Origin of the sequence: Sinorhizobium sp. 22678 (assembly GCF_052044265.1) — a bacterium.
GTDB lineage: Bacteria > Pseudomonadota > Alphaproteobacteria > Rhizobiales > Rhizobiaceae > Sinorhizobium > Sinorhizobium meliloti_A.
In genome coordinates, this window is record NZ_JBQEMS010000003.1 from 78,037 (window position 1) to 96,612 (window position 18,576).

Consider the following 18,576-nt stretch of genomic DNA (forward strand, 5'->3'; position numbering starts at 1 on the left):
CGCGATCCTGTTTCAGGGAACTGCCCTCCCATTGCGACCGTCGTCCGAACGGCTTCAACATCAACCGGACGCGAATGATCCTCCCGGCCGTTGCGCCGAGGTGTGACAGGTCGGCTCGCCGCTTCGAACCGGACCCATGCCCTGCCCGGGTGAACTGCCATTTCATGGTGAATGTGCAGGGCGACCAATCCGTCCCGATGATATCCGTCAGCGCTGTGATGCCGTCTTTCGGCCTGTTCAACGGTCCCCGTCACGAACTGGCAGGGAATGTGAAAAGGCGCCGGAATGGGAAGATCTTCAGATAAAAATGGCGCCGGCAAACTGGCCGGCGCCACCAAGATTTTACAGTCCCGCGCGCTTTGAGCTCACGCGGGCATCCAACAAGAGATCAAGCGACCTTGGCAACCGCCGTCGGCACGCTCGCGATCGTCTTCAGGATGACCGAAGCGATCTGGTAGGGGTCGCCCTGGGAGTTCGGGCGGCGATCTTCGAGATAGCCGCGGTAGCCGTTGTTGACGAAGCTGTGCGGAACGCGAATGGAGGCGCCGCGGTCGGCCACGCCGTAGCTGAACTTGTCCCACGGCGCCGTCTCGTGCTTGCCGGTCAGGCGCAAGTGGTTGTCCGGGCCGTAGACGTTGATGTGGTCGTGCAGGTTCTTCTCGAAGGCGGCCATCAGCGCTTCGAAATAATCCTTGCCGCCGACTTCGCGCAGATAGGCAGTCGAGAAGTTGGCGTGCATGCCGGAGCCGTTCCAGTCCGTGTCGCCGAGCGGCTTGCAGTGGAACTCGACGTCGATGCCGTATTTCTCCGTCAGGCGCAGCAGAAGGTAGCGTGCCAGCCAGACTTCATCGGCAGCCTTCTTGGAGCCCTTGCCGAAAACCTGGAATTCCCATTGGCCCTTGGCCACTTCGGCGTTGATGCCTTCGTGGTTGATGCCCGCGGCCAGGCAGATGTCGAGATGCTCTTCGACGATCTGGCGCGCGATGTCGCCGACATTCTTGTAGCCGACGCCGGTGTAGTACGGGCCCTGCGGCGCCGGATAGCCCTGCTCCGGGAAGCCCAACGGGCGGCCGTTCTTGTAGAAGAAATATTCCTGCTCGAAGCCGAACCAGGCGCTTTCATCATCGAGGACCGTTGCACGGGTATTCGACGGATGCGGCGTCTTGCCGTCCGGCATCATGACCTCGCACATGACCAATGCGCCATTCGTGCGGACCGGGTCGGGATAGACCGCAACCGGCTTCAGCACGCAATCGGAGCTGCGCCCTTCGGCCTGCTGCGTCGAGCTGCCGTCGAAGCCCCAGAGCGGAAGCTGTTCGAGCGTCGGAAACGCGTCGAATTCCTTGATCTGCGTCTTTCCGCGGAGATTTGGGACGGGCGTGTAGCCATCGAGCCAGATGTACTCGAGCTTATACTTGGTCATTAGCGAATCTCTCTAACGTGGTGCTGCATGGTTTGAGCAAATCCTGACAGCTTCAGCGCTACACAACGCCCAACCGCCAGGGATCGGATACCATGAAGCATCAAGCGTGCCAGTTGGGCGCTGGAGAGAGACTTTTTTCGGCCGGCGGCACCGCGGCGGGGCGAATCGGCGCGGACGCGCCCCGCGGACGCAGCCGGAAAAGATCGTCGGCGGGACCCGCAAAGGCCGGCATTTTCACGCGGTTCGGGGCCGGCCTGGGTAGGAAAACAAGCAGCAATTCAAATCGATACCGCGGTCTCCTCACTTGCGGAAAGGTGCCTGGAGCCGCTTCTCCTTTTCATCCTTATCGGCGTCCGCGGCCCGAACATTTCTGCCCAAAAATTATTTGGCAGGCGCCGCTGCCTAAAAAATCGCACTTGCGCCCGTCGCATCCGTGAATGCTCCGGACAATGCTCGCAATTCCGGCACGGAATTGAACGAAATTTCGGCAATTCGCGTAAATCATGTGCAAATCCTGCCTGGTTGCACTATGTTTCTCCCCAGAACTCACGGGAGACCAGAGCATGGCCACGAGTCTTTACGGCAAGTCTGCGACGATCCTGAAGTTTCCGGCCGCTGTGTCGCGGAAGGCCGAGGAACGGCGTTCCGAAGCCCAGCGCAAACTGGACCTCGCACCGTCGGACGTGTGCGCCGCCGTCGATGGCTGCTGGTATCACGAAGAAGCCCTGAGCGACGATACGAAGCACTGAAGCGGAGCGGTCTTCCCGCTCACCGCCGCCCGCCGACCTCGTCGATATGGTGCAGCATATCGGCCGGGTCGTCGAAGATGCGGTAAGCACCGGCTTGCCGCAGTTCCTCATGTCCGTAGCCTCCGCTCAGCAAGCCGATGGCCAAGGCACGGCAGCGCACCGCCGCCAGCATATCCCAGATACTGTCGCCGACCACCACTGCCGTCTCGATCGGGGCGCCGAGCTGTTCGGCGGCGGCGAGAAAGAGATCCGGATCGGGCTTGGCATATTTGACGAGGTCTCGCGTCACGACCGGCACGACCGCCGGATCGACGCCGAGAGCGGCGAGATTGACGGCGGCCGTCTCCATCCGCCCGCTCGTGGCGATCGCATAGGAGATCTTCGCATCGGTGAGCCACGTTAGAAGCTCGCGCGCGCCGGGCAACGGTCGTATGCTGTCTGCCTGCCGCCTGTAAGCGTCGGCGTGGCGCTGACGCAATCGCGCAACCCTGTCACCGCTGATTTCCATGTTCGTTTCGCGCAAGAGCTGGTCGGCGAAGAGCCCGCCGCTCATGCCGATCTTGCGATGGATGCGCCAGACCGAAAGGTCGATCCCTTCCGCGTCGAGCGCTTCCTTCCAGGCAAGCACGTGCTGGTAGACGCTGTCGACGAGTGTGCCGTCCAGATCGAACAGGAAGACGGGTTCGATGCGCATGCTCTTTCTCCCGGTAACGGCCTTTGCGCGTCCGATCGGACGCACGGGCCATGGCGCCGTCACCTGCGAAAATATGGGTCAGGTTTCGCAGCCGAACAGACAGCCTGTCTACTTTTCCTTTGTGAACCCTGATCGCGTCTGCGTGCAAGTGCAACTACCCCATCGCATGGCGAATGGTTCTCGAGATCCGGGTCAGGAAGGCCGGCCGTGAGGAAGCGACGAGCTTCCATGAAAGGACCGCCTGCGCCATGCGCCGCGGCAGCAGCCCGACGGAGACGAACCAGGCTGCCAGCATGGCACGACGGCGCAGCGAGACGTTCATCTGCATGCTGGCGACGGCACCGTGAGCGGCGAGGCCGAGCCTCGAATCCGCAGCCACCGGATGGCGTGCGCCGTCCACGCAGAGCGATGCAAGACGCTCCTCCAGATGCACCGGGTCGCGCAGGTTCGCTTTCGGCGAAACCGATAGACCTACATCGACCGCCTGTTCGTTGAGGGCATTCAGTCGGTGAAAATCATGCTCCACCCGCCAGCGCGCCCTCTGCCCGAGTTTTTCGGCAAAGACAGAATGATTGCTGCCGTGCATTCGGTAGGCGCCGAGGCAGGCTTCGAGCGACGTCACCTTCCCGTAGAGCGGGGCGAGCGTGACAAGGTAGCCGTCTGCACCCTGCCGGAACTCGGCTTCCGGAACCGGCATGATGACATCGAGAGCCGAGCGTGCAAAAGCCAGTCCGCTGGTGACCGTCGTCTGGTATCGTGCGCGGCTCGCCAGTTGCGGCGTTACGTCACCGGAGTCGAACGGGACCTCCGGGGGCGGGAAGATGTCCTTGACGCGCAGATCCTCGTCCACCAGATGCAGCCGGAACTGCATCTGGGCCGTGTCGTCGCTCCATTGGGCAAGCAATTCGGAAACGGCAGCCGGGTAGAGATAGTCGTCGGCGTCGAGGAAGAGAACGATCGCCCCTCGACTTGCCGCAAAGCCGGTGTTGAAAGCGGCTGCGTGACCGCCATTTTCCTCCCGCAGGCAGGCCTTGATCCGTCCGCCGTAGGACGCGATCACCTCCGCCGACCCGTCCGTCGACGCATCGTCTACGACGATGACCTCGACCTGCGCGTGGTCCTGGTCGAGGGCGCTGTCGATCGCGCGGCTCAGGAACCGCGCATAATTGTAATTCGCTATGATGATGGAGACAGGAAGATGGTCTCGGATGGAATGCATCGCAGTGAACCTCGCTTTTCGGCTTTGGTCGCGGCGAACCTTCTCATGCAGGTCCTTGAGGGTGATGCCCGTCCCGAAAGCACAGCCTCTCGGGCTGCGGTGAAGACAACGGCGCGGTTGCGCCGGGCGGGCGGCGAAGATCGTGCTCGATCCTGCGTGAGCCTCCCCAGTTTTGTGGCATTTGAGTGACCGCTGCAGCGGTGGCACGCCGGTCTGCAGCCTTACCGTGCCGATGATCGAGCGTATGCCCGGATAGGCAGCAAAGTGACCTCGGTTGACGCGCCTCCGGCGGCTGATATACCAGTTTGCAGCCAAAACGACGCAGGGAGGAAGCCGCGTGGATGCCAGACACCCCAACTACATGAAGGTGATCGCCACGCGATTGACGGCGCGAGGCGCAACATTGCAGCCCGCGAACGCGATGCCGGTCGCAAGCACCGGACAAGCGGGTACCGGAAACGGATGGGCCTTCTGATGCGGCTTTCGAGAAAGACGATCGACCGCCTGCCGCCCACCGTCAAAAGGCCCGATTACGACCTCGGTCCAGTTACCGTCGGCATCGTACACCTCGGCATCGGTGCCTTTCATCGCGCGCACCAGGCGGCGTACACCGATGCGCTGCTCTCCGAGAATCCGTCCTGGGGCATCTGCGGCGTCTCGCTGCGCAGCCCGGAAACGCGCGACGCGCTTCAACCGCAGGACGGGCTCTACACCCTCGCCGTCCAGGACGGCGAAGGCTCCGATCTCGGCGTGATCGGCAGTGTCGTCGAGCTCCTTTGCGCGCCGGAGGACCCGGAAGCCGTTCTTCGCCGCATGGCAGACCCCGCCACGCGCATCGTGTCGCTGACGATCACCGAGAAGGGCTATTGCCACAATCCGGCAACCGGCACGCTCGACGAAGGCCACCCGGACATCGTTCACGATCTCGCAAACCCCGCGCGGCCGCGATCGGCAATCGGCTTCATCGTCGAGGCGATTTCGCGTCGCGTCAGCGCCGGTATCGCCCCCTTCACGCTGCTCTCCTGTGACAATCTTCCGGGGAACGGCCATGTCTTGAAGCGTATCGTCACGCAGTTCGCGGAACTGCGCGATCCGGCCCTCGCCGCCGTCATCCGCAACGTCGCGTCGCCTTCGACCATGGTGGACCGCATCGTTCCGGCCACCACCGACGGCGACCGGAGTGCGGTCGCCGCGGCAATGGGGTTCGAAGATGCCTGGCCGATCATGACCGAACCCTTCCGGCAATGGGTGATCGAGGAGGATTTCCCGCTCGGCCGCCCGGCATGGGAAAAGGCGGGAGCGCTCTTCGTCCAAGACGTCTCCGCCTTCGAGTTCATGAAGCTCCGGCTTTTGAACGGAAGCCATTCCACACTTGCCTATCTCGGCTATCTCGCCGGTGCCGAGACGGTGGCGGATGCCATGTCCCTTCCGGGCATGGAAGCTTTGGTCGAAGGGTTGATGCGCCACGAGGTGAGCCCCACCCTTCCGGAACTGCCCGGCTTCGACCTTCCGGCTTATCGGGCCGAACTCCTTCAGCGCTTTCGCAATCCGGCGCTTCGCCACCGCACCTGGCAGATCGCAATGGATGGCTCGCAGAAGCTGCCGCAACGCCTCCTCGGCTCGATCAGGGACCGGCTGCACGCCGAGGCCGGCTATGACCGGCTCGCGCTCGGGGTCGCCGCCTGGATGCGCTATGCGCGCGGCCTGGACGAGGCGGGGCATCCCATCGACGTGCGCGATCCGCATGCTGCCCGGATTGCCGGGCTTGCGCAGGGAATTGACGAGCCGGATCGCATCGTCGATGCCTTTCTGACGATGACGGACGTCTTCGGCACGGACCTTCCGGCGAGCGCTCCGTTTCGCGCCGCGCTGATCAAGGCGCTGGATGGACTCCTCCAGAACGGGTCGGCGGCAACGCTTCGAAGCTACGGGGCTTAGAGCGGGACGAGGCAAAAAAGTGTATCCGGTTTTCCACCCGCATCCCGCGTCTCAACTTCTTGGAACCGATCACGGTCCTGTTTGGTCGACCCGACTTAAAACATCGTGATCTAAGAGCGGGCGAAGGAAGGCCATGTTCGATCTCAGCGGCAGGACGGCTCTGGTTACCGGCGGCGGACGCGGCCTCGGGCTGGAGATGGCGAAGGCGCTCGCCAGGGCCGGCGCCTGGACGGTGATCAACGGCCGCAACGGCCAAGGCCTGGAAGAGGCGCGCAAGCGGCTCCAAGGCGACGGCATCGAGATCGGGATTGCGGCCGGCGACATAACCCGCGATGCGCCGGCGATCATCGCCGCCACGGCCGAAAAGACGGGCGGGCTCGACATTCTCATCCACGCTGTCGGCGAACGCGACCGCCGCGGGACGGAAGCGATGGAACCGCACGAATTTGCGGCTCTGTTGAACACCGACCTGACCGCGGCCTACGCCATGGCAAAGACCGCCCTTCCCTATCTCAGGCGCTCCGCGGCCGGTCGGTTGATCTTCGTGACCTCGATCGCCGCCTTCGCGGCGCGGGCCGGCGATCCCGCCTATACGGCGGCGAAGGGCGGGCTCGCCGCACTGACGCGCTCGCTCGCGGTCGAACTCAGCGCCGACAATCTCACCGTCAACGCGATCGCGCCCGGCTGGTTTGCGACCGAGACCAATGCGCATCTCGCAGCCGATCCGGCGCTCAAAGCCTTCGTCGACGTCCGCATTCCGCTGAAGCGCTGGGGGCGGCCGGAAGAGATCGCCCCCGCCGCCGTCTTCCTCGCCTCGCCGGCCGCGAGCTTCGTCAACGGCATCACGCTCACCGTCGACGGCGGAATGACCGTGCAGATGTGAGGATTGGTGGATGCCGGCAGGCCAGAGGGGGCAAGCTACCCCTCCTTCGCCTCCTCGTTCCCCCTGAGCAGATGGATCAGCGCGGAGAAATCCTCTGCCCCGTGACCGAGCTTCTCGAAAAGGCTGTAAAGCTGTGTCGCCTGTGCCCCCATCGGCGTCGCCGCACCGCTGGCGCTGGCCGCCTGCTGCGAGAGTTTCAGATCCTTGAGCATGAGGCTCGCGGCGAAACCGGGCTTGTAGCCACCATTGGCAGGCGAGGTCGGAACCGGGCCGGGCACCGGGCAATAGGTCGTCAGCGACCAGCACTGGCCCGACGAGGTAGAGGCCACGTCGAAGAGCGCCTGATGCGAGAGGCCGAGCCGTTCGGCGAGCACGAAGGCCTCGCAGACCGCCGCCATGGAAACGCCGAGGATCATATTGTTGCAGATCTTCGCCGCCTGGCCGGCGCCGGCGTCGCCGCAATGGACGATCTTCTTGCCCATGGCTTCGAGCAGGTGCTTGCCGCGCGAGAAGGCGCCCTCGCTCCCTCCGACCATGAAGGTCAGCGTAGCGGCCGCCGCCCCCGCCGTGCCGCCGGAAACAGGCGCGTCGAGCGAAGGGCAGCCAGCCCTTTCGGCAAGGCCGTGAACCTTGCGCGCGCTTTCGACGTCGATTGTCGAGCTGTCGATCAGAAGCGTGCCGGGATCGACGAAGCCGAGCAGTTCGTCCCACACATAAAGGACATGCGCGCTCGCCGGCAACATGGTGATGACGCATTCCATCTCACGCACGGCCTGGGCGATCGAGCCGGCGACCGAGACGCCCGTCTTGGCGGCGGCATTGCGCGAGGCTTCCGACAGATCGAAGCCGGCGACCGCGTGGCCCGCCTTCACCAGATTGGCGGCCATAGGTCCGCCCATGTTGCCAAGCCCGATAAAGGCGATCTTCGTCATCTTGCCTCTCCTCCTCAACTGAAACTGTCACGAACTGCCCCGCCTTATGCCTTCCCGGCGAAGAGCGGCGCGCCGTCATTCCTCCCGAAGCGGGCGAGCATCTCGGGGGTAGCCTCCGAAAGCCCGACCGACCATTTCGGATTCCTGTCCTTGTCGATCACCGCGGCCCTGACGCCCTCGTAGAAATCCGGGTTGGAAAGCATGGCGAGGGTGGCGGCATATTCCCGCTCGAGGCATTCGTTGAGCGTTGCGCTGGAGCGCCCTGCCCTTAGGAGCGACAGCGTCAGTTTGAGGCTGATCGCCGATCGGGTCTTCAGGAGTTCGAGCGTCTCGCGCGCGAAATCCGAACCGTCCTTCTCCAGTGCCGCGAGGATCTCCTCCACGGCATCGAAGGCGAAGCAGCGGTCGATGACGGACAGATGGTCGAGCAGGGCCGATGCCGGGGGCTCGCTCGAAACGGCGCGGATCGCCGCCGAAACGTCATCGGCCGTGGCCGAGGCAGAGAGCGAGGCGATGAGCTCGCCTATCCTCTCGGAGGGAACGAAACTGTCGGCGAGCCGCGCATGGATGACCGCCGCCGCACCGACATCGCGGCCCGTCAGCCCGAGATAGGTACCGAACTCGCCGGGCGCGCGCGGCAGGAGCCAGGTCGCGCCGACATCGGTGAAATAGCCGATCCCCGTTTCCGGCATGGCGAAGCGCGTCCTCTCGGTCACGATCCGATGGCTGCCATGGGAGGAAACGCCGACTCCGCCGCCCATCACGATCCCGTCCATGATCGCGATATAGGGCTTGGAATAGGCTGAAATTCGGCTGTTGACGATGAACTCCTCGCGCCAGAACTGCGCGCCCTCCTCAGGCCGTTCGCGGCCGCTTTCGTAGATCATCCGGATGTCGCCGCCGGCGCAGAGGCCCCGTTCGCCCTCGCCCGTGACAAGCACTGCGGCAATCTCCGGGTCGCGCTCGAACTCGGTCAGCGCCGCAGCGATCGCTCGGATCATCGTGCGATTGAGGCTGTTCAGTGCGCGGGGACGGTTGAGCCGCAGCCTGCCGATCGCGCCCTGGCGCTCGACAATGACCTCCGGAAGCATGGTCTGCATCTCCATCGAAAATCCTTCCTAGTTCCGTCCCATGATCGCACGCGACACGATCAGCCGCATGATCTCGTTCGTACCTTCGAGTATCTGGTGCACCCTCAGGTCGCGGACAATCTTCTCGACGCCGTAGTCGGCGAGATAGCCGTAGCCGCCATGCAATTGCAGTGCGTCATTGGCGACAGCAAAGCAGCGATCTGTGACAAAACGTTTGGCCATGGCGCAGAGCTTCGGCGCCTCCGGGTCCGCCGCATCGAGGGCGCAGGCCGCCCGCCAGAGGAAGGTCCGAGCGATTTCCAGATCCGTCGCCATATCGGCGAGGCGGAACTGCAGCGCCTGGAATTCGCCGATCGCCTTCCCGAAGGCCCGGCGCTCCTGGACATAGGCAAGCGCCTTGTCAAAAGCGGATTGCGCGCCCCCGAGCGAGGCGGCGGCGATGTTGAGCCTCCCGCCGTCGAGACCGGCCATGGCGATCCTGAAGCCTTCGCCCTCGGCACCCAAGCGGTTCTCGACGGGAACGCGAACATTGTCGAGCATCACCGCCCGCGTGGGTTGGGCATGCCAGCCCATCTTCTTTTCATTGGCGCCGAAGGTGAGCCCAGGAGCGTCCTTCTCGACGACAAAGGCGGAGATCCCCTTCGGCCCTTCCTCGCCGGTGCGCGCCATGACGATATAAAGGCCGGACTCGCCGGCACCGGAAATGAACTGTTTCTGGCCGGTAAGCAGATAGGCGTCACCCTCGGGCACCGCCTTTGTCTTGAGCGCGGCCGCGTCCGAGCCGGAGCCGGGCTCCGTCAGACAGTAGCTCGCCAGGACGTCCATCGTGAGAAGCGGCGGAAGCAGGCGCCGGCGCTGCGCGTCCGTGCCGTAGCGATCGATCATGCCGGCGCACATATTGTGGATCGAAACGAAGGAGGCGATCGCGGGGCAGCCGGTCGCGAGCGCCTCGATGATCATTGCCGCGTCGAGACGGGTAAGTCCCGTTCCGCCGACGTCGTCGCGGACATAGATGCCGGCCATTCCGAGCGCGGCCGCCGCGCGCAAAGTCTCCACCGGAAAATGCTTCTGCTGGTCCCAGTCGATTGCGTGGGGCGCGATCTCGTCCCGGGCAAAATCGAGCGCCATCGTGCGGATGGCCTGCTGTTCCTCGGAAAGGCGAAAATCCATATGCATGTCCTCCCTGACCCGCATATCGCTGCTGCAATGCTTAGTTACAGCAAAACCCGCACAGGCACAGACGCAAATGCACACAGTATCTGTTCAGAAACGAACAGGACGCTAGGCGCGGCTCTACGTCTCGCTAAGACGATACGGCAGAGCGCCGCGCATGTCATGATCGACGATGAGCTTGCGCTTCAGCGGCGGCACGGCACGGCTCGCACATCTGGTGCGCTCGCAGATGCGGCAGGAAATGCCGATCGGATCGTAGGCGGCGCGGTTCCCGAGATCCATATCGTCGGCATAAACGAAGGCATCGGCGTAGGAGATTTCGCAGCCCAGCGCCAAGGCATAGCGGGGATGCGCGGCCCGGTAACCGCCGCCGCCCTTGGTGATCTGGGTCGCGAGACAGAGGTAGCGCACGCCGTCCGGCGTCTCGGCAAGCTGGCGGATGATCCGGCCCGGTGTCTCGAAGGCCTGATGCACGTTCCAGAGCGGGCAGGCTGCGCCGAAGCGGGCGAATTGCAGCTTGGCGGCACTGTGCCGCTTGGTGATGTTGCCGGCCCGGTCGATCCGCGCGAAGAAGATCGGAATACCCTTCTGCCCCGGCCGCTGCAGCGTCGAAAGCCGGTGGCAGACCTGCTCCAGCGAGGCACCGAAACGGGCAGCAAGAAGCTCGACATCGTGGCGCAGGTCGCGTGCGGCTTTCGAGAACGGCTGGTAGGGGAGGATCAAGGCGCCCGCAAAATAGTTCTGCAGACCGATGCGGCAGATCTCATAGGCTTCCTCCGTTCGGAAGCCGGCGCTTCCCGCCACCCGGTCGATCTCCTCGCGGGCGTGCATCTGTGCGATCTGCAATGCGAGCTGGAAGTCGCGTGTCGCCGCCGGCGCGTAAGGATTGAGCGTGAGTAGGCGGGCGCGGGGATCGAAACGGCGGATCGCCTCGTCGCCCGCTGCCCCGCGCACGACACGTATTCCGTGGCGCGCCTCCAGATAGGCGGCGAGGGCCGCATGGTTGTCGCCATCGCCGAGGCCGAGCTCGCCCGCAAGCGTCTCGGCGAGCGTATCGATTTCATGAATATAGTTGTCGACGAAATGGAAGAAGTCGCGCACCTCTTCATAGGGCGTCGTCTCCACCAGGGACGCACCACGACCGATCGTGTCGTCGATGCTGGCGAGCTGCTCGCTGTTGCGCCGATAGGCCTGATGACAGGAGATCAGCGCATGGGCGAGCCCCGGCGCATTCTGGGCGACGAGCTTCAGCTCCTGCAGGCTCGGCGAATAGGTTTCGAAGAGCGGGTCGCTCAGAGCTTCCGACAGTGCCGAGAGCAAGCGGTCGCTCTCGCCCGAGGAAAGTTCGGCGATGTCGATCTGGAACTTCTCCGCCAGTGCGAGCAGCACCGCCGCGGACACGGGACGCTGATTGTTCTCGATCTGATTGAGATAGCTCGTCGAAATTCCGATGCGCTCGGCGAACTGCCCCTGCGTCAGTCGCTTGCCATCCCTGAGATCCCTGACCTTGCGGCCGATATAGAGCTTCCCGATCGCCATCCTTGCACTCGTATTCGCAACTTTGCAGTTTGCGCTTCGCAATTTTATATGTTCCACATTTGCACATCATCGGCGGTTTTTCCATCAGGCCTTCGGCGCTATTGCGAAGGCAGGCAAGCCTCTGCACAATCAGCAAAAATGGAGGAGAGCGATGCGCGCCGTACTTGAACAGGTGGAAGCCCGCCGGGCCGAAGCGAGGGCGGGCGGCGGTGAACGCCGCGTCGCGGCGCAGCACGGCAAGGGCAAACTGACGGCACGCGAGCGCATCGACGTGCTTCTCGACGAGGGCTCCTTCGAAGAATACGACATGTATGTGACGCATCGCAGCGTCGATTTCGGCATGGCTGGCCAGAAGATCCCCGGCGACGGCGTCGTCACCGGCTGGGGCACCATCAACGGCCGCCAGGTCTATGTCTTCAGCCAGGACTTCACGGTCCTCGGCGGCTCCCTCTCCGAGACGCATGCCCAAAAGATCTGCAAGATCATGGACATGGCGGCGCGCAACGGTGCGCCGGTGATCGGCCTCAACGATTCCGGCGGCGCGCGCATCCAGGAGGGCGTGGCGTCGCTCGCCGGCTATGCCGAGGTCTTCCGCCGCAATGCAGAGGTGTCGGGCGTCATTCCGCAGATCTCGGTGATCATGGGGCCCTGCGCCGGCGGCGCCGTCTATTCGCCGGCGATGACCGACTTCATCTTCATGGTGCGCGACAGTTCCTACATGTTCGTGACCGGTCCCGACGTCGTGAAGACGGTCACCAATGAGATCGTCACCGCGGAAGAGCTCGGCGGCGCCCGCACGCACACGACGAAATCCTCGGTCGCCGACGGCGCCTACGAAAACGATGTCGAGGCGCTCGAGCACGTCCGCCTGCTCTTCGATTTCCTGCCGCTGAACAACCGCGAGAAGCCGCCGGTGCGGCCGTTCCATGACGATCCGGGACGCATTGAGATGCGGCTCGACAGCCTGATCCCGGACAGTGCCGCCAAGCCATACGACATGAAGGAATTGATCCTCGCCATTGCCGACGAGGGCGATTTCTTTGAACTCCAGGCAAGCTTCGCCCGCAACATCATCACCGGGTTCATCCGCATCGAAGGCCAGACCGTCGGCGTCGTCGCCAACCAGCCGATGGTTCTCGCCGGCTGCCTCGACATCGACTCCTCGCGCAAGGCGGCGCGTTTCGTCCGCTTCTGCGACGCCTTCTCGATCCCGATTCTGACGCTCGTCGACGTGCCCGGCTTCCTGCCCGGCACCGCCCAGGAATATGGCGGCGTCATCAAGCACGGCGCCAAGCTGCTCTTCGCCTATAGCCAGGCCACCGTGCCGATGGTGACGCTGATCACGCGCAAGGCCTATGGCGGCGCCTATGACGTCATGGCCTCCAAGCACATCGGCGCCGACGTGAACTACGCCTGGCCGACGGCCGAGATCGCCGTGATGGGTGCCAAGGGCGCGACCGAAATCCTCTACCGTTCCGAACTCGGCGATCCCGAGAAGATCGCAGCCCGGACGAAGGAATACGAAGAGCGCTTCGCCAATCCCTTCGTCGCCGCCGAGAGAGGCTTCATCGACGAGGTGATCATGCCGCACTCCTCCCGCCGCCGCATCGCCCGCGCCTTCGCCTCCTTGCGCAACAAGCAGGTCGAGACCCGCTGGCGCAAGCACGACACCATCCCGCTTTGACGGGAGAACCCGATGGGAAACATGTTCAAGAAGATCCTCATCGCCAATCGTGGTGAAATCGCCTGCCGCGTCATCCGCACCGCGAAGAAGCTCGGCATAGCGACAGCTGCCGTCTATTCGGATGCCGACCGCGACGCAATGCATGTACGCATGGCGGATGAGGCCGTCCATATCGGCCCCTCCCCCTCCAGCCAGTCCTACATCGTCATCGAGAATATCCTCGCGGCGATCCGCAGGAGCGGGGCCGATGCCGTTCACCCCGGCTACGGCTTCCTCTCCGAAAACCCCGCCTTCGCCGAGGCTCTGGAGAAGGAAGGCGTGACCTTCATCGGTCCGCCGGTCGGGGCGATCGAGGCGATGGGCGACAAGATCACCTCGAAGAAGCTCGCCGCGGAAGCGGGCGTTTCCACCGTTCCCGGCCATATGGGGCTGATCGAGGATGCGGACGAGGCCGCGCGCATCGCCGCTGACATCGGCTTTCCGGTGATGATCAAGGCTTCCGCCGGCGGCGGCGGCAAGGGCATGCGGATCGCCTGGAACGAGCGCGAGGCACGGGAGGGTTTCCAGTCGTCGAAGAACGAGGCGAAAAGCTCCTTCGGCGACGACCGCATCTTCATCGAGAAATTCGTGACCGAGCCCCGCCACATCGAGATCCAGGTGCTCGGCGACAAACATGGCAATATCGTCTATCTCGGTGAGCGCGAATGCTCGATCCAGCGGCGGAACCAGAAGGTCATCGAGGAGGCGCCCTCGCCCTTCCTCGACGAGAAGACACGCCGCGCCATGGGCGAGCAGGCGGTCGCGCTGGCAAAGGCCGTCGGCTATCACTCGGCCGGCACGGTAGAGTTCATCGTGGACGCCGGCCGCAACTTCTACTTTCTCGAGATGAACACCCGGCTGCAGGTCGAGCATCCCGTGACGGAACTCGTTACCGGCCTCGATCTGGTCGAGCAGATGATCCGCGTCGCGGCCGGCGAGAAGTTGGCTTTCACCCAGAAAGACGTGAAGCTCGACGGCTGGGCAATTGAAAGCCGGCTCTATGCGGAAGACCCCCATCGCAACTTCCTCCCCTCGATCGGCCGGCTGACGCGCTATCGTCCGCCGGAGGAAGGCGTGCAGGCCGATGGTACCGTCATCCGCAACGACACCGGCGTCTGCGAGGGCGGCGAGATCTCGATGTATTACGATCCGATGATCGCCAAGCTCTGCACCTGGGGACCGGACCGACCGACGGCCGTGCGCGCGATGGCGGATGCACTCGACGCGTTCGAAGTCGAAGGGATCGGCCATAACCTGCCCTTCCTCTCGGCCGTGATGCAGCAGGACCGTTTCCGCGAGGGACGGCTGACCACCGCCTATATCGCCGAGGAATTCAAGGACGGGTTTCAAGGGGTGGCGCCGGACGAGACTTCGGCACGCAAGCTCGCCGCCGTCGCGGCTACGGTCAACCAGACGCTCCAGGAGCGCGCCAGCCGGATTTCCGGCACCATCGGCAACCACCGCCGGATCGTCGGCCATGAATGGGTGGCGAGCCTCGACGGGCACGACATTCAGATCACATGCGAGGCTTCCGCCGACGGCACCTATGTCCGCTTTGCCGACGGGACATCCGTTTCCGTCGCAACCGACTGGGCCCCCGGCCGCACCCGCGCCGCTTTCAACATCGACAATCAGCCCATGAGCGTAAAGGTCGAGCTCGCCGGCCCGGGCATAAGGTTGCGTTGGCGAGGGATCGACGTCGTCGCAAGGGTCAGAAGCCCTCGCGTCGCCGAGCTCGCCCGCCTGATGCCGAAGAAGCTTCCGCCCGACACGTCCAAGATGCTGCTCTGCCCAATGCCCGGGGTGGTGACCTCGATCAGCGTCAAGCCCGGCGACACGGTCGAGGCCGGACAGGCGATTGCCGTCGTCGAGGCGATGAAGATGGAGAATATTCTGCGGGCGGAAAAGCGTGCGATCGTGAAGCGCGTGGCGATCGAAGCCGGCGCGAGCCTCGCGGTGGACGAGTTGATCATGGAGTTCGAGTGATGGTGCAGCGTTGAGGAGGCGCTGAGATGCCGCCGTGAGGAGCGGCAGCTTTGCCCCTCACCCTAGCACTCTCCCCGCACGCGGGGAGAGTGGACTTAAGACTGCGCCGCGAGTCTCCTTCGCCCCGCTTGCGGGGAGAAGGTGCCGGCAGGCGGATGAGGGGCTTGCGGTTTCATCGGTACCGATGAGGGCCAAGCCCCGGCCAAAGCTATTCGGAGTGAAACAATGACCGACAAGACCATCAAGGACTGGGAAGCCCTTGCCGAAAAAGAACTCAAGGCCTCCCCCGAAAGCCTCGTCTGGCACACGCCCGAGGGCATCGACGTCAAGCCGCTCTATACGAACGACGACATCTCCGGCATCGGTCATCTGAACGCGCTCCCCGGCTTCGAACCCTTCGTGCGCGGCCCGCGGGCCACCATGTATGCAGGGCGGCCCTGGACGATCCGGCAATATGCCGGCTTCTCGACGGCCGAGGCGTCCAACGCCTTCTATCGCAGGAACCTCGCCGCCGGCCAGCAGGGCGTCTCTGTCGCCTTCGATCTCGCCACGCACCGCGGCTATGACAGCGACCACCCGCGCGTCGAAGGGGATGTCGGCAAGGCCGGGGTCGCGATCGACTCGGTGGAGGACATGAAGATCCTGTTCGACGGCATCCCGCTCGACAGGATTTCCGTGTCCATGACCATGAACGGTGCGGTGATCCCGATCCTCGCCTCCTTCATCGTTGCCGGCGAGGAACAGGGCGTCAGCCGCGACAAGCTCTCCGGGACCATTCAGAACGACATCCTCAAGGAGTTCATGGTCCGCAACACCTACATCTATCCGCCGGAACCCTCGATGCGGATCGTCGCCGACATCATCGAATATACGGCGAAGGAGATGCCGAAGTTCAATTCGATCTCGATCTCCGGTTATCACATGCAGGAGGCCGGCGCGACGCTCGTGCAGGAACTCGCCTTCACCCTTGCCGACGGGCGCGAATATGTGCGCGCGGCACTCGCCAAGGGGCTGAACGTCGACGACTTCGCCGGCCGGCTCTCCTTCTTCTTCGCAATCGGCATGAACTTCTTCATGGAGGCGGCGAAGCTGCGCGCCGCGCGGCTCCTCTGGACGCGGATCATGAAGGAGTTCAAGCCCGAGAAGGCGTCCTCCCTGATGCTGCGGACCCATTGCCAGACGTCGGGCGTGTCGCTTCAGGAACAGGACCCCTATAACAATATCGTCCGCACCGCCTTCGAGGCGATGTCCGCCGTGCTCGGCGGCACGCAATCGCTTCACACCAATTCCTTCGACGAGGCGATGGCGCTTCCGACGGATTTTTCAGCCCGCATCGCCCGCAACACGCAATTGATCCTGCAGCACGAGACCGGCGTGACGAAGGTCGTCGACCCGCTTGCCGGCTCCTATTACGTCGAGAGCCTGACGAACGAGCTTGCCGAAAAGGCCTGGGCCCTGATCGAGGAAGTGGAGGCGCTGGGCGGCATGACGAAGGCCGTCAATGCCGGCCTGCCGAAGCGGCTGATCGAAGAGGCCGCGACCCGACGGCAAGCCGCCGTAGACCGCGGCGAGGAGGTCATCGTCGGCGTCAACCGGTACCGGCTCGAGAACGAGCAGCCGATCGACATTCTCCAGATCGACAATGCCGCGGTTCGGGCGGCTCAGATCAAGCGGATCGAGGAGACGAGGCGCCGGCGGGACTCACGGAAGATGAAGGAAGCGCTGGACGCGCTGGCCGACGTGGCGCGCAGCGGCAAGGGCAATCTGCTCGCCGCCGCCGTCGAGGCCGCCCGGGCGCGCGCCACCGTCGGCGAAATCACCGATGCCATGCGGGAGGCTTTCGGCGATTACACCGCCATTCCGGAAGTCGTCACCGACATCTACGGCAAGGCTTATGAAGGAGATCCGGAACTCGGCGTACTCGCCGGGCGGCTCGGGGAAGCGACGAAGCGGCTCGGCCACAAGCCGAAGATCATGGTAGCCAAGCTCGGCCAGGACGGACACGACCGCGGCGCCAAGGTGATCGCATCCGCCTTCGGCGATATCGGCTTCGATGTCGTCGCAGGCCCCTTGTTCCAGACGCCGGAAGAAGCCGCCGATCTGGCGCTCGCCGAAGAGGTCACCGTAATCGGCGTTTCATCGCTTGCCGCCGGCCACAGGACGCTGATGCCGCAACTCGCAGAGGCACTGAAGAAGCGCGGCGGCGAGGACATTATCGTCGTCTGCGGCGGTGTCATTCCCCGGCAGGACTATGATTATCTGATGGAGAACGGCGTCGCCGCCGTCTTCGGACCCGGCACCCAGGTGCTCGACGCCGCGCGCGCCGTGCTGGATCTGATCGAAGGCAGGCGGCGAAACGTGTAGTCCGCGCCGTCCGGCCGAGTTCAAGTCTCGATCCGGAGCTTCATCCGGTCGGCGGCAAAGCGCGTTCGCGAATATTCGACCGGGCGGCCTCCGAGATCCGCATTGATCGATTGCGTCTCCATGACGATCGCCCCCGGCGAGAGTTTCAGAAGCGAGAGTTCCTCTGCGTCCGCGTGCCGCGCGACGATCTCCGTCGAGACCCGGACGTAGTCGTCGAGCCCATGCACGGCAAAGGCCTTGGTGACCGATCCGAGCCGCCCATATTCCTCCGCCATCCTCGCAAAGCGCTCGGCGGGGTAGTAGCTGACCGCCGTCGAAAGCGGCCGCCCGTCGCCGCTGCTGACGGTGCTGAGCTCGATGAGAGGGGTGCCCGGGGGAACGCCAAGCGCAGCGGCGATTTCGCCGCTTGCCGACACTTGGCGATGCCCCCGGAGCTCGGTTCCGATTTCCTTCACCTGGCGGCCGAGGCCTTGCGAGAAGCGAGTGCGCCGCGAGATCGGATAGCTCACACGATCCTTGCGCTCGATCATCGTGCCGCGCCCCTGCACCGCGCGCACCAGACCTTCTTCCGCGAGTGCTGCCAGCGCGCTGCGCACGGTGTGGCGATTGACGCCGAATTCCGCTGCAAGGGCCGTCTCCGGCGGCACCATGCCGGTCGCGTCATAGTCGCCGTTGCTGATCGCCAGCCGTATCCTGTCGGCAATCTGCCGCCATAGCGCCACGCCCATCTGCCGTTCGACGACCTTCGCCACCATCTTCTTCGCCCCACTTCTTCGCCGCCGGTTTCTTGGCAAATGTCACAAGCCTGTCATTTGCGAAGGCTATGGAAAGGTATAAGATGTATAGTTGTCTAGATCAATAG

The 18,576-nt window shown here is 64.0% G+C and carries 15 protein-coding genes; 6 read left to right on the top strand and 9 right to left on the bottom strand.

All coding sequences use genetic code 11. From position 1 onward, the window contains the following. Together ACTJKL_RS05970 and ACTJKL_RS05975 are read right to left on the bottom strand one after the other, a co-directional pair. Positions 1-241, bottom strand: a 241-nt coding sequence (locus tag ACTJKL_RS05970; RefSeq protein WP_440852430.1) for a DUF6065 family protein, incomplete at its 3' end; no start/stop codon positions are given. Between the two features lie 147 nt (positions 242-388). Further along, positions 389-1,423, bottom strand: coding sequence for a glutamine synthetase beta-grasp domain-containing protein (locus ACTJKL_RS05975; RefSeq protein WP_018096189.1), 1,035 nt, complete (start codon positions 1,421-1,423; stop codon positions 389-391). Between the two features lie 563 nt (positions 1,424-1,986). Here ACTJKL_RS05975 and ACTJKL_RS05980 point away from each other — a divergent pair. Beyond that, positions 1,987-2,172, top strand: a complete 186-nt coding sequence (locus ACTJKL_RS05980) for a DUF2735 domain-containing protein (RefSeq protein ID WP_018096187.1) — start codon at positions 1,987-1,989, stop codon at positions 2,170-2,172. A 19-nt stretch (positions 2,173-2,191) separates the two neighbouring features. Here ACTJKL_RS05980 and ACTJKL_RS05985 read toward each other — a convergent pair whose 3' ends face one another. Then, the gene (locus tag ACTJKL_RS05985; protein WP_379937000.1) at positions 2,192-2,866 is read right to left on the bottom strand and encodes an HAD family hydrolase; all 675 of its coding nucleotides are present in this window, start codon (positions 2,864-2,866) and stop codon (positions 2,192-2,194) included. 154 nt (positions 2,867-3,020) lie between these two features. Further along, on the bottom strand, positions 3,021-4,085 hold the full coding sequence (locus ACTJKL_RS05990; protein WP_440852431.1) for a glycosyltransferase family 2 protein: 1,065 nt from the start codon (positions 4,083-4,085) through the stop codon (positions 3,021-3,023). A gap of 462 nt (positions 4,086-4,547) precedes the next feature. Here ACTJKL_RS05990 and ACTJKL_RS05995 point away from each other — a divergent pair, with 462 nt between their 5' ends. After that, a complete protein-coding gene (locus tag ACTJKL_RS05995) occupies positions 4,548-6,023 on the top strand; it encodes a mannitol dehydrogenase family protein (RefSeq protein ID WP_440852432.1) in 1,476 nt (491 codons plus the stop codon). A gap of 133 nt (positions 6,024-6,156) precedes the next feature. Then, positions 6,157-6,906: an SDR family oxidoreductase gene (locus ACTJKL_RS06000; RefSeq protein ID WP_440852433.1), complete on the top strand. Its 750-nt coding sequence runs from the start codon at positions 6,157-6,159 to the stop codon at positions 6,904-6,906. A gap of 35 nt (positions 6,907-6,941) precedes the next feature. Here the strand turns inward: ACTJKL_RS06000 and mmsB are convergent, their stop codons facing one another. From mmsB to ACTJKL_RS06020, 4 genes are all read right to left on the bottom strand, one after another. After that, positions 6,942-7,838: a 3-hydroxyisobutyrate dehydrogenase gene (gene mmsB, locus ACTJKL_RS06005; protein ID WP_018096180.1), complete on the bottom strand. Its 897-nt coding sequence runs from the start codon at positions 7,836-7,838 to the stop codon at positions 6,942-6,944. 44 nt (positions 7,839-7,882) lie between these two features. Next, a complete protein-coding gene (locus ACTJKL_RS06010; RefSeq protein WP_440852434.1) occupies positions 7,883-8,944 on the bottom strand; it encodes an enoyl-CoA hydratase/isomerase family protein in 1,062 nt (353 codons plus the stop codon). Positions 8,945-8,956: 12 nt separating this feature from the next. Beyond that, positions 8,957-10,099 carry an isobutyryl-CoA dehydrogenase gene (locus ACTJKL_RS06015; RefSeq protein WP_324764530.1) on the bottom strand — a complete coding sequence of 381 codons (1,143 nt, stop codon included), beginning with the start codon at positions 10,097-10,099 and terminating at the stop codon, positions 8,957-8,959. A 123-nt stretch (positions 10,100-10,222) separates the two neighbouring features. After that, positions 10,223-11,641, bottom strand: coding sequence for a helix-turn-helix domain-containing protein (locus ACTJKL_RS06020; RefSeq protein ID WP_102763672.1), 1,419 nt, complete (start codon positions 11,639-11,641; stop codon positions 10,223-10,225). A 151-nt stretch (positions 11,642-11,792) separates the two neighbouring features. On the opposite strand from ACTJKL_RS06020, the gene ACTJKL_RS06025 reads away from it, so the two are divergent. The 3 genes from ACTJKL_RS06025 (at position 11,793) to scpA (ending at position 17,714) form a co-directional block, all read left to right on the top strand. Continuing rightward, positions 11,793-13,325: an acyl-CoA carboxylase subunit beta gene (locus tag ACTJKL_RS06025; RefSeq protein WP_338281944.1), complete on the top strand. Its 1,533-nt coding sequence runs from the start codon at positions 11,793-11,795 to the stop codon at positions 13,323-13,325. A 12-nt stretch (positions 13,326-13,337) separates the two neighbouring features. Further along, positions 13,338-15,350: an acetyl-CoA carboxylase biotin carboxylase subunit gene (locus ACTJKL_RS06030; protein WP_440852435.1), complete on the top strand. Its 2,013-nt coding sequence runs from the start codon at positions 13,338-13,340 to the stop codon at positions 15,348-15,350. A gap of 225 nt (positions 15,351-15,575) precedes the next feature. Beyond that, positions 15,576-17,714 (top strand): methylmalonyl-CoA mutase, encoded by a 2,139-nt coding sequence (gene scpA, locus ACTJKL_RS06035; RefSeq protein ID WP_440852436.1) that lies wholly within the window; start codon positions 15,576-15,578, stop codon positions 17,712-17,714. A gap of 20 nt (positions 17,715-17,734) precedes the next feature. On the opposite strand, the gene phnF is transcribed toward scpA, so the two are convergent. Further along, complete coding sequence (gene phnF / locus ACTJKL_RS06040) at positions 17,735-18,469, bottom strand: phosphonate metabolism transcriptional regulator PhnF (protein ID WP_100671270.1); 735 nt, start codon at positions 18,467-18,469, stop codon at positions 17,735-17,737. Positions 18,470-18,576 lie beyond the last annotated feature (107 nt).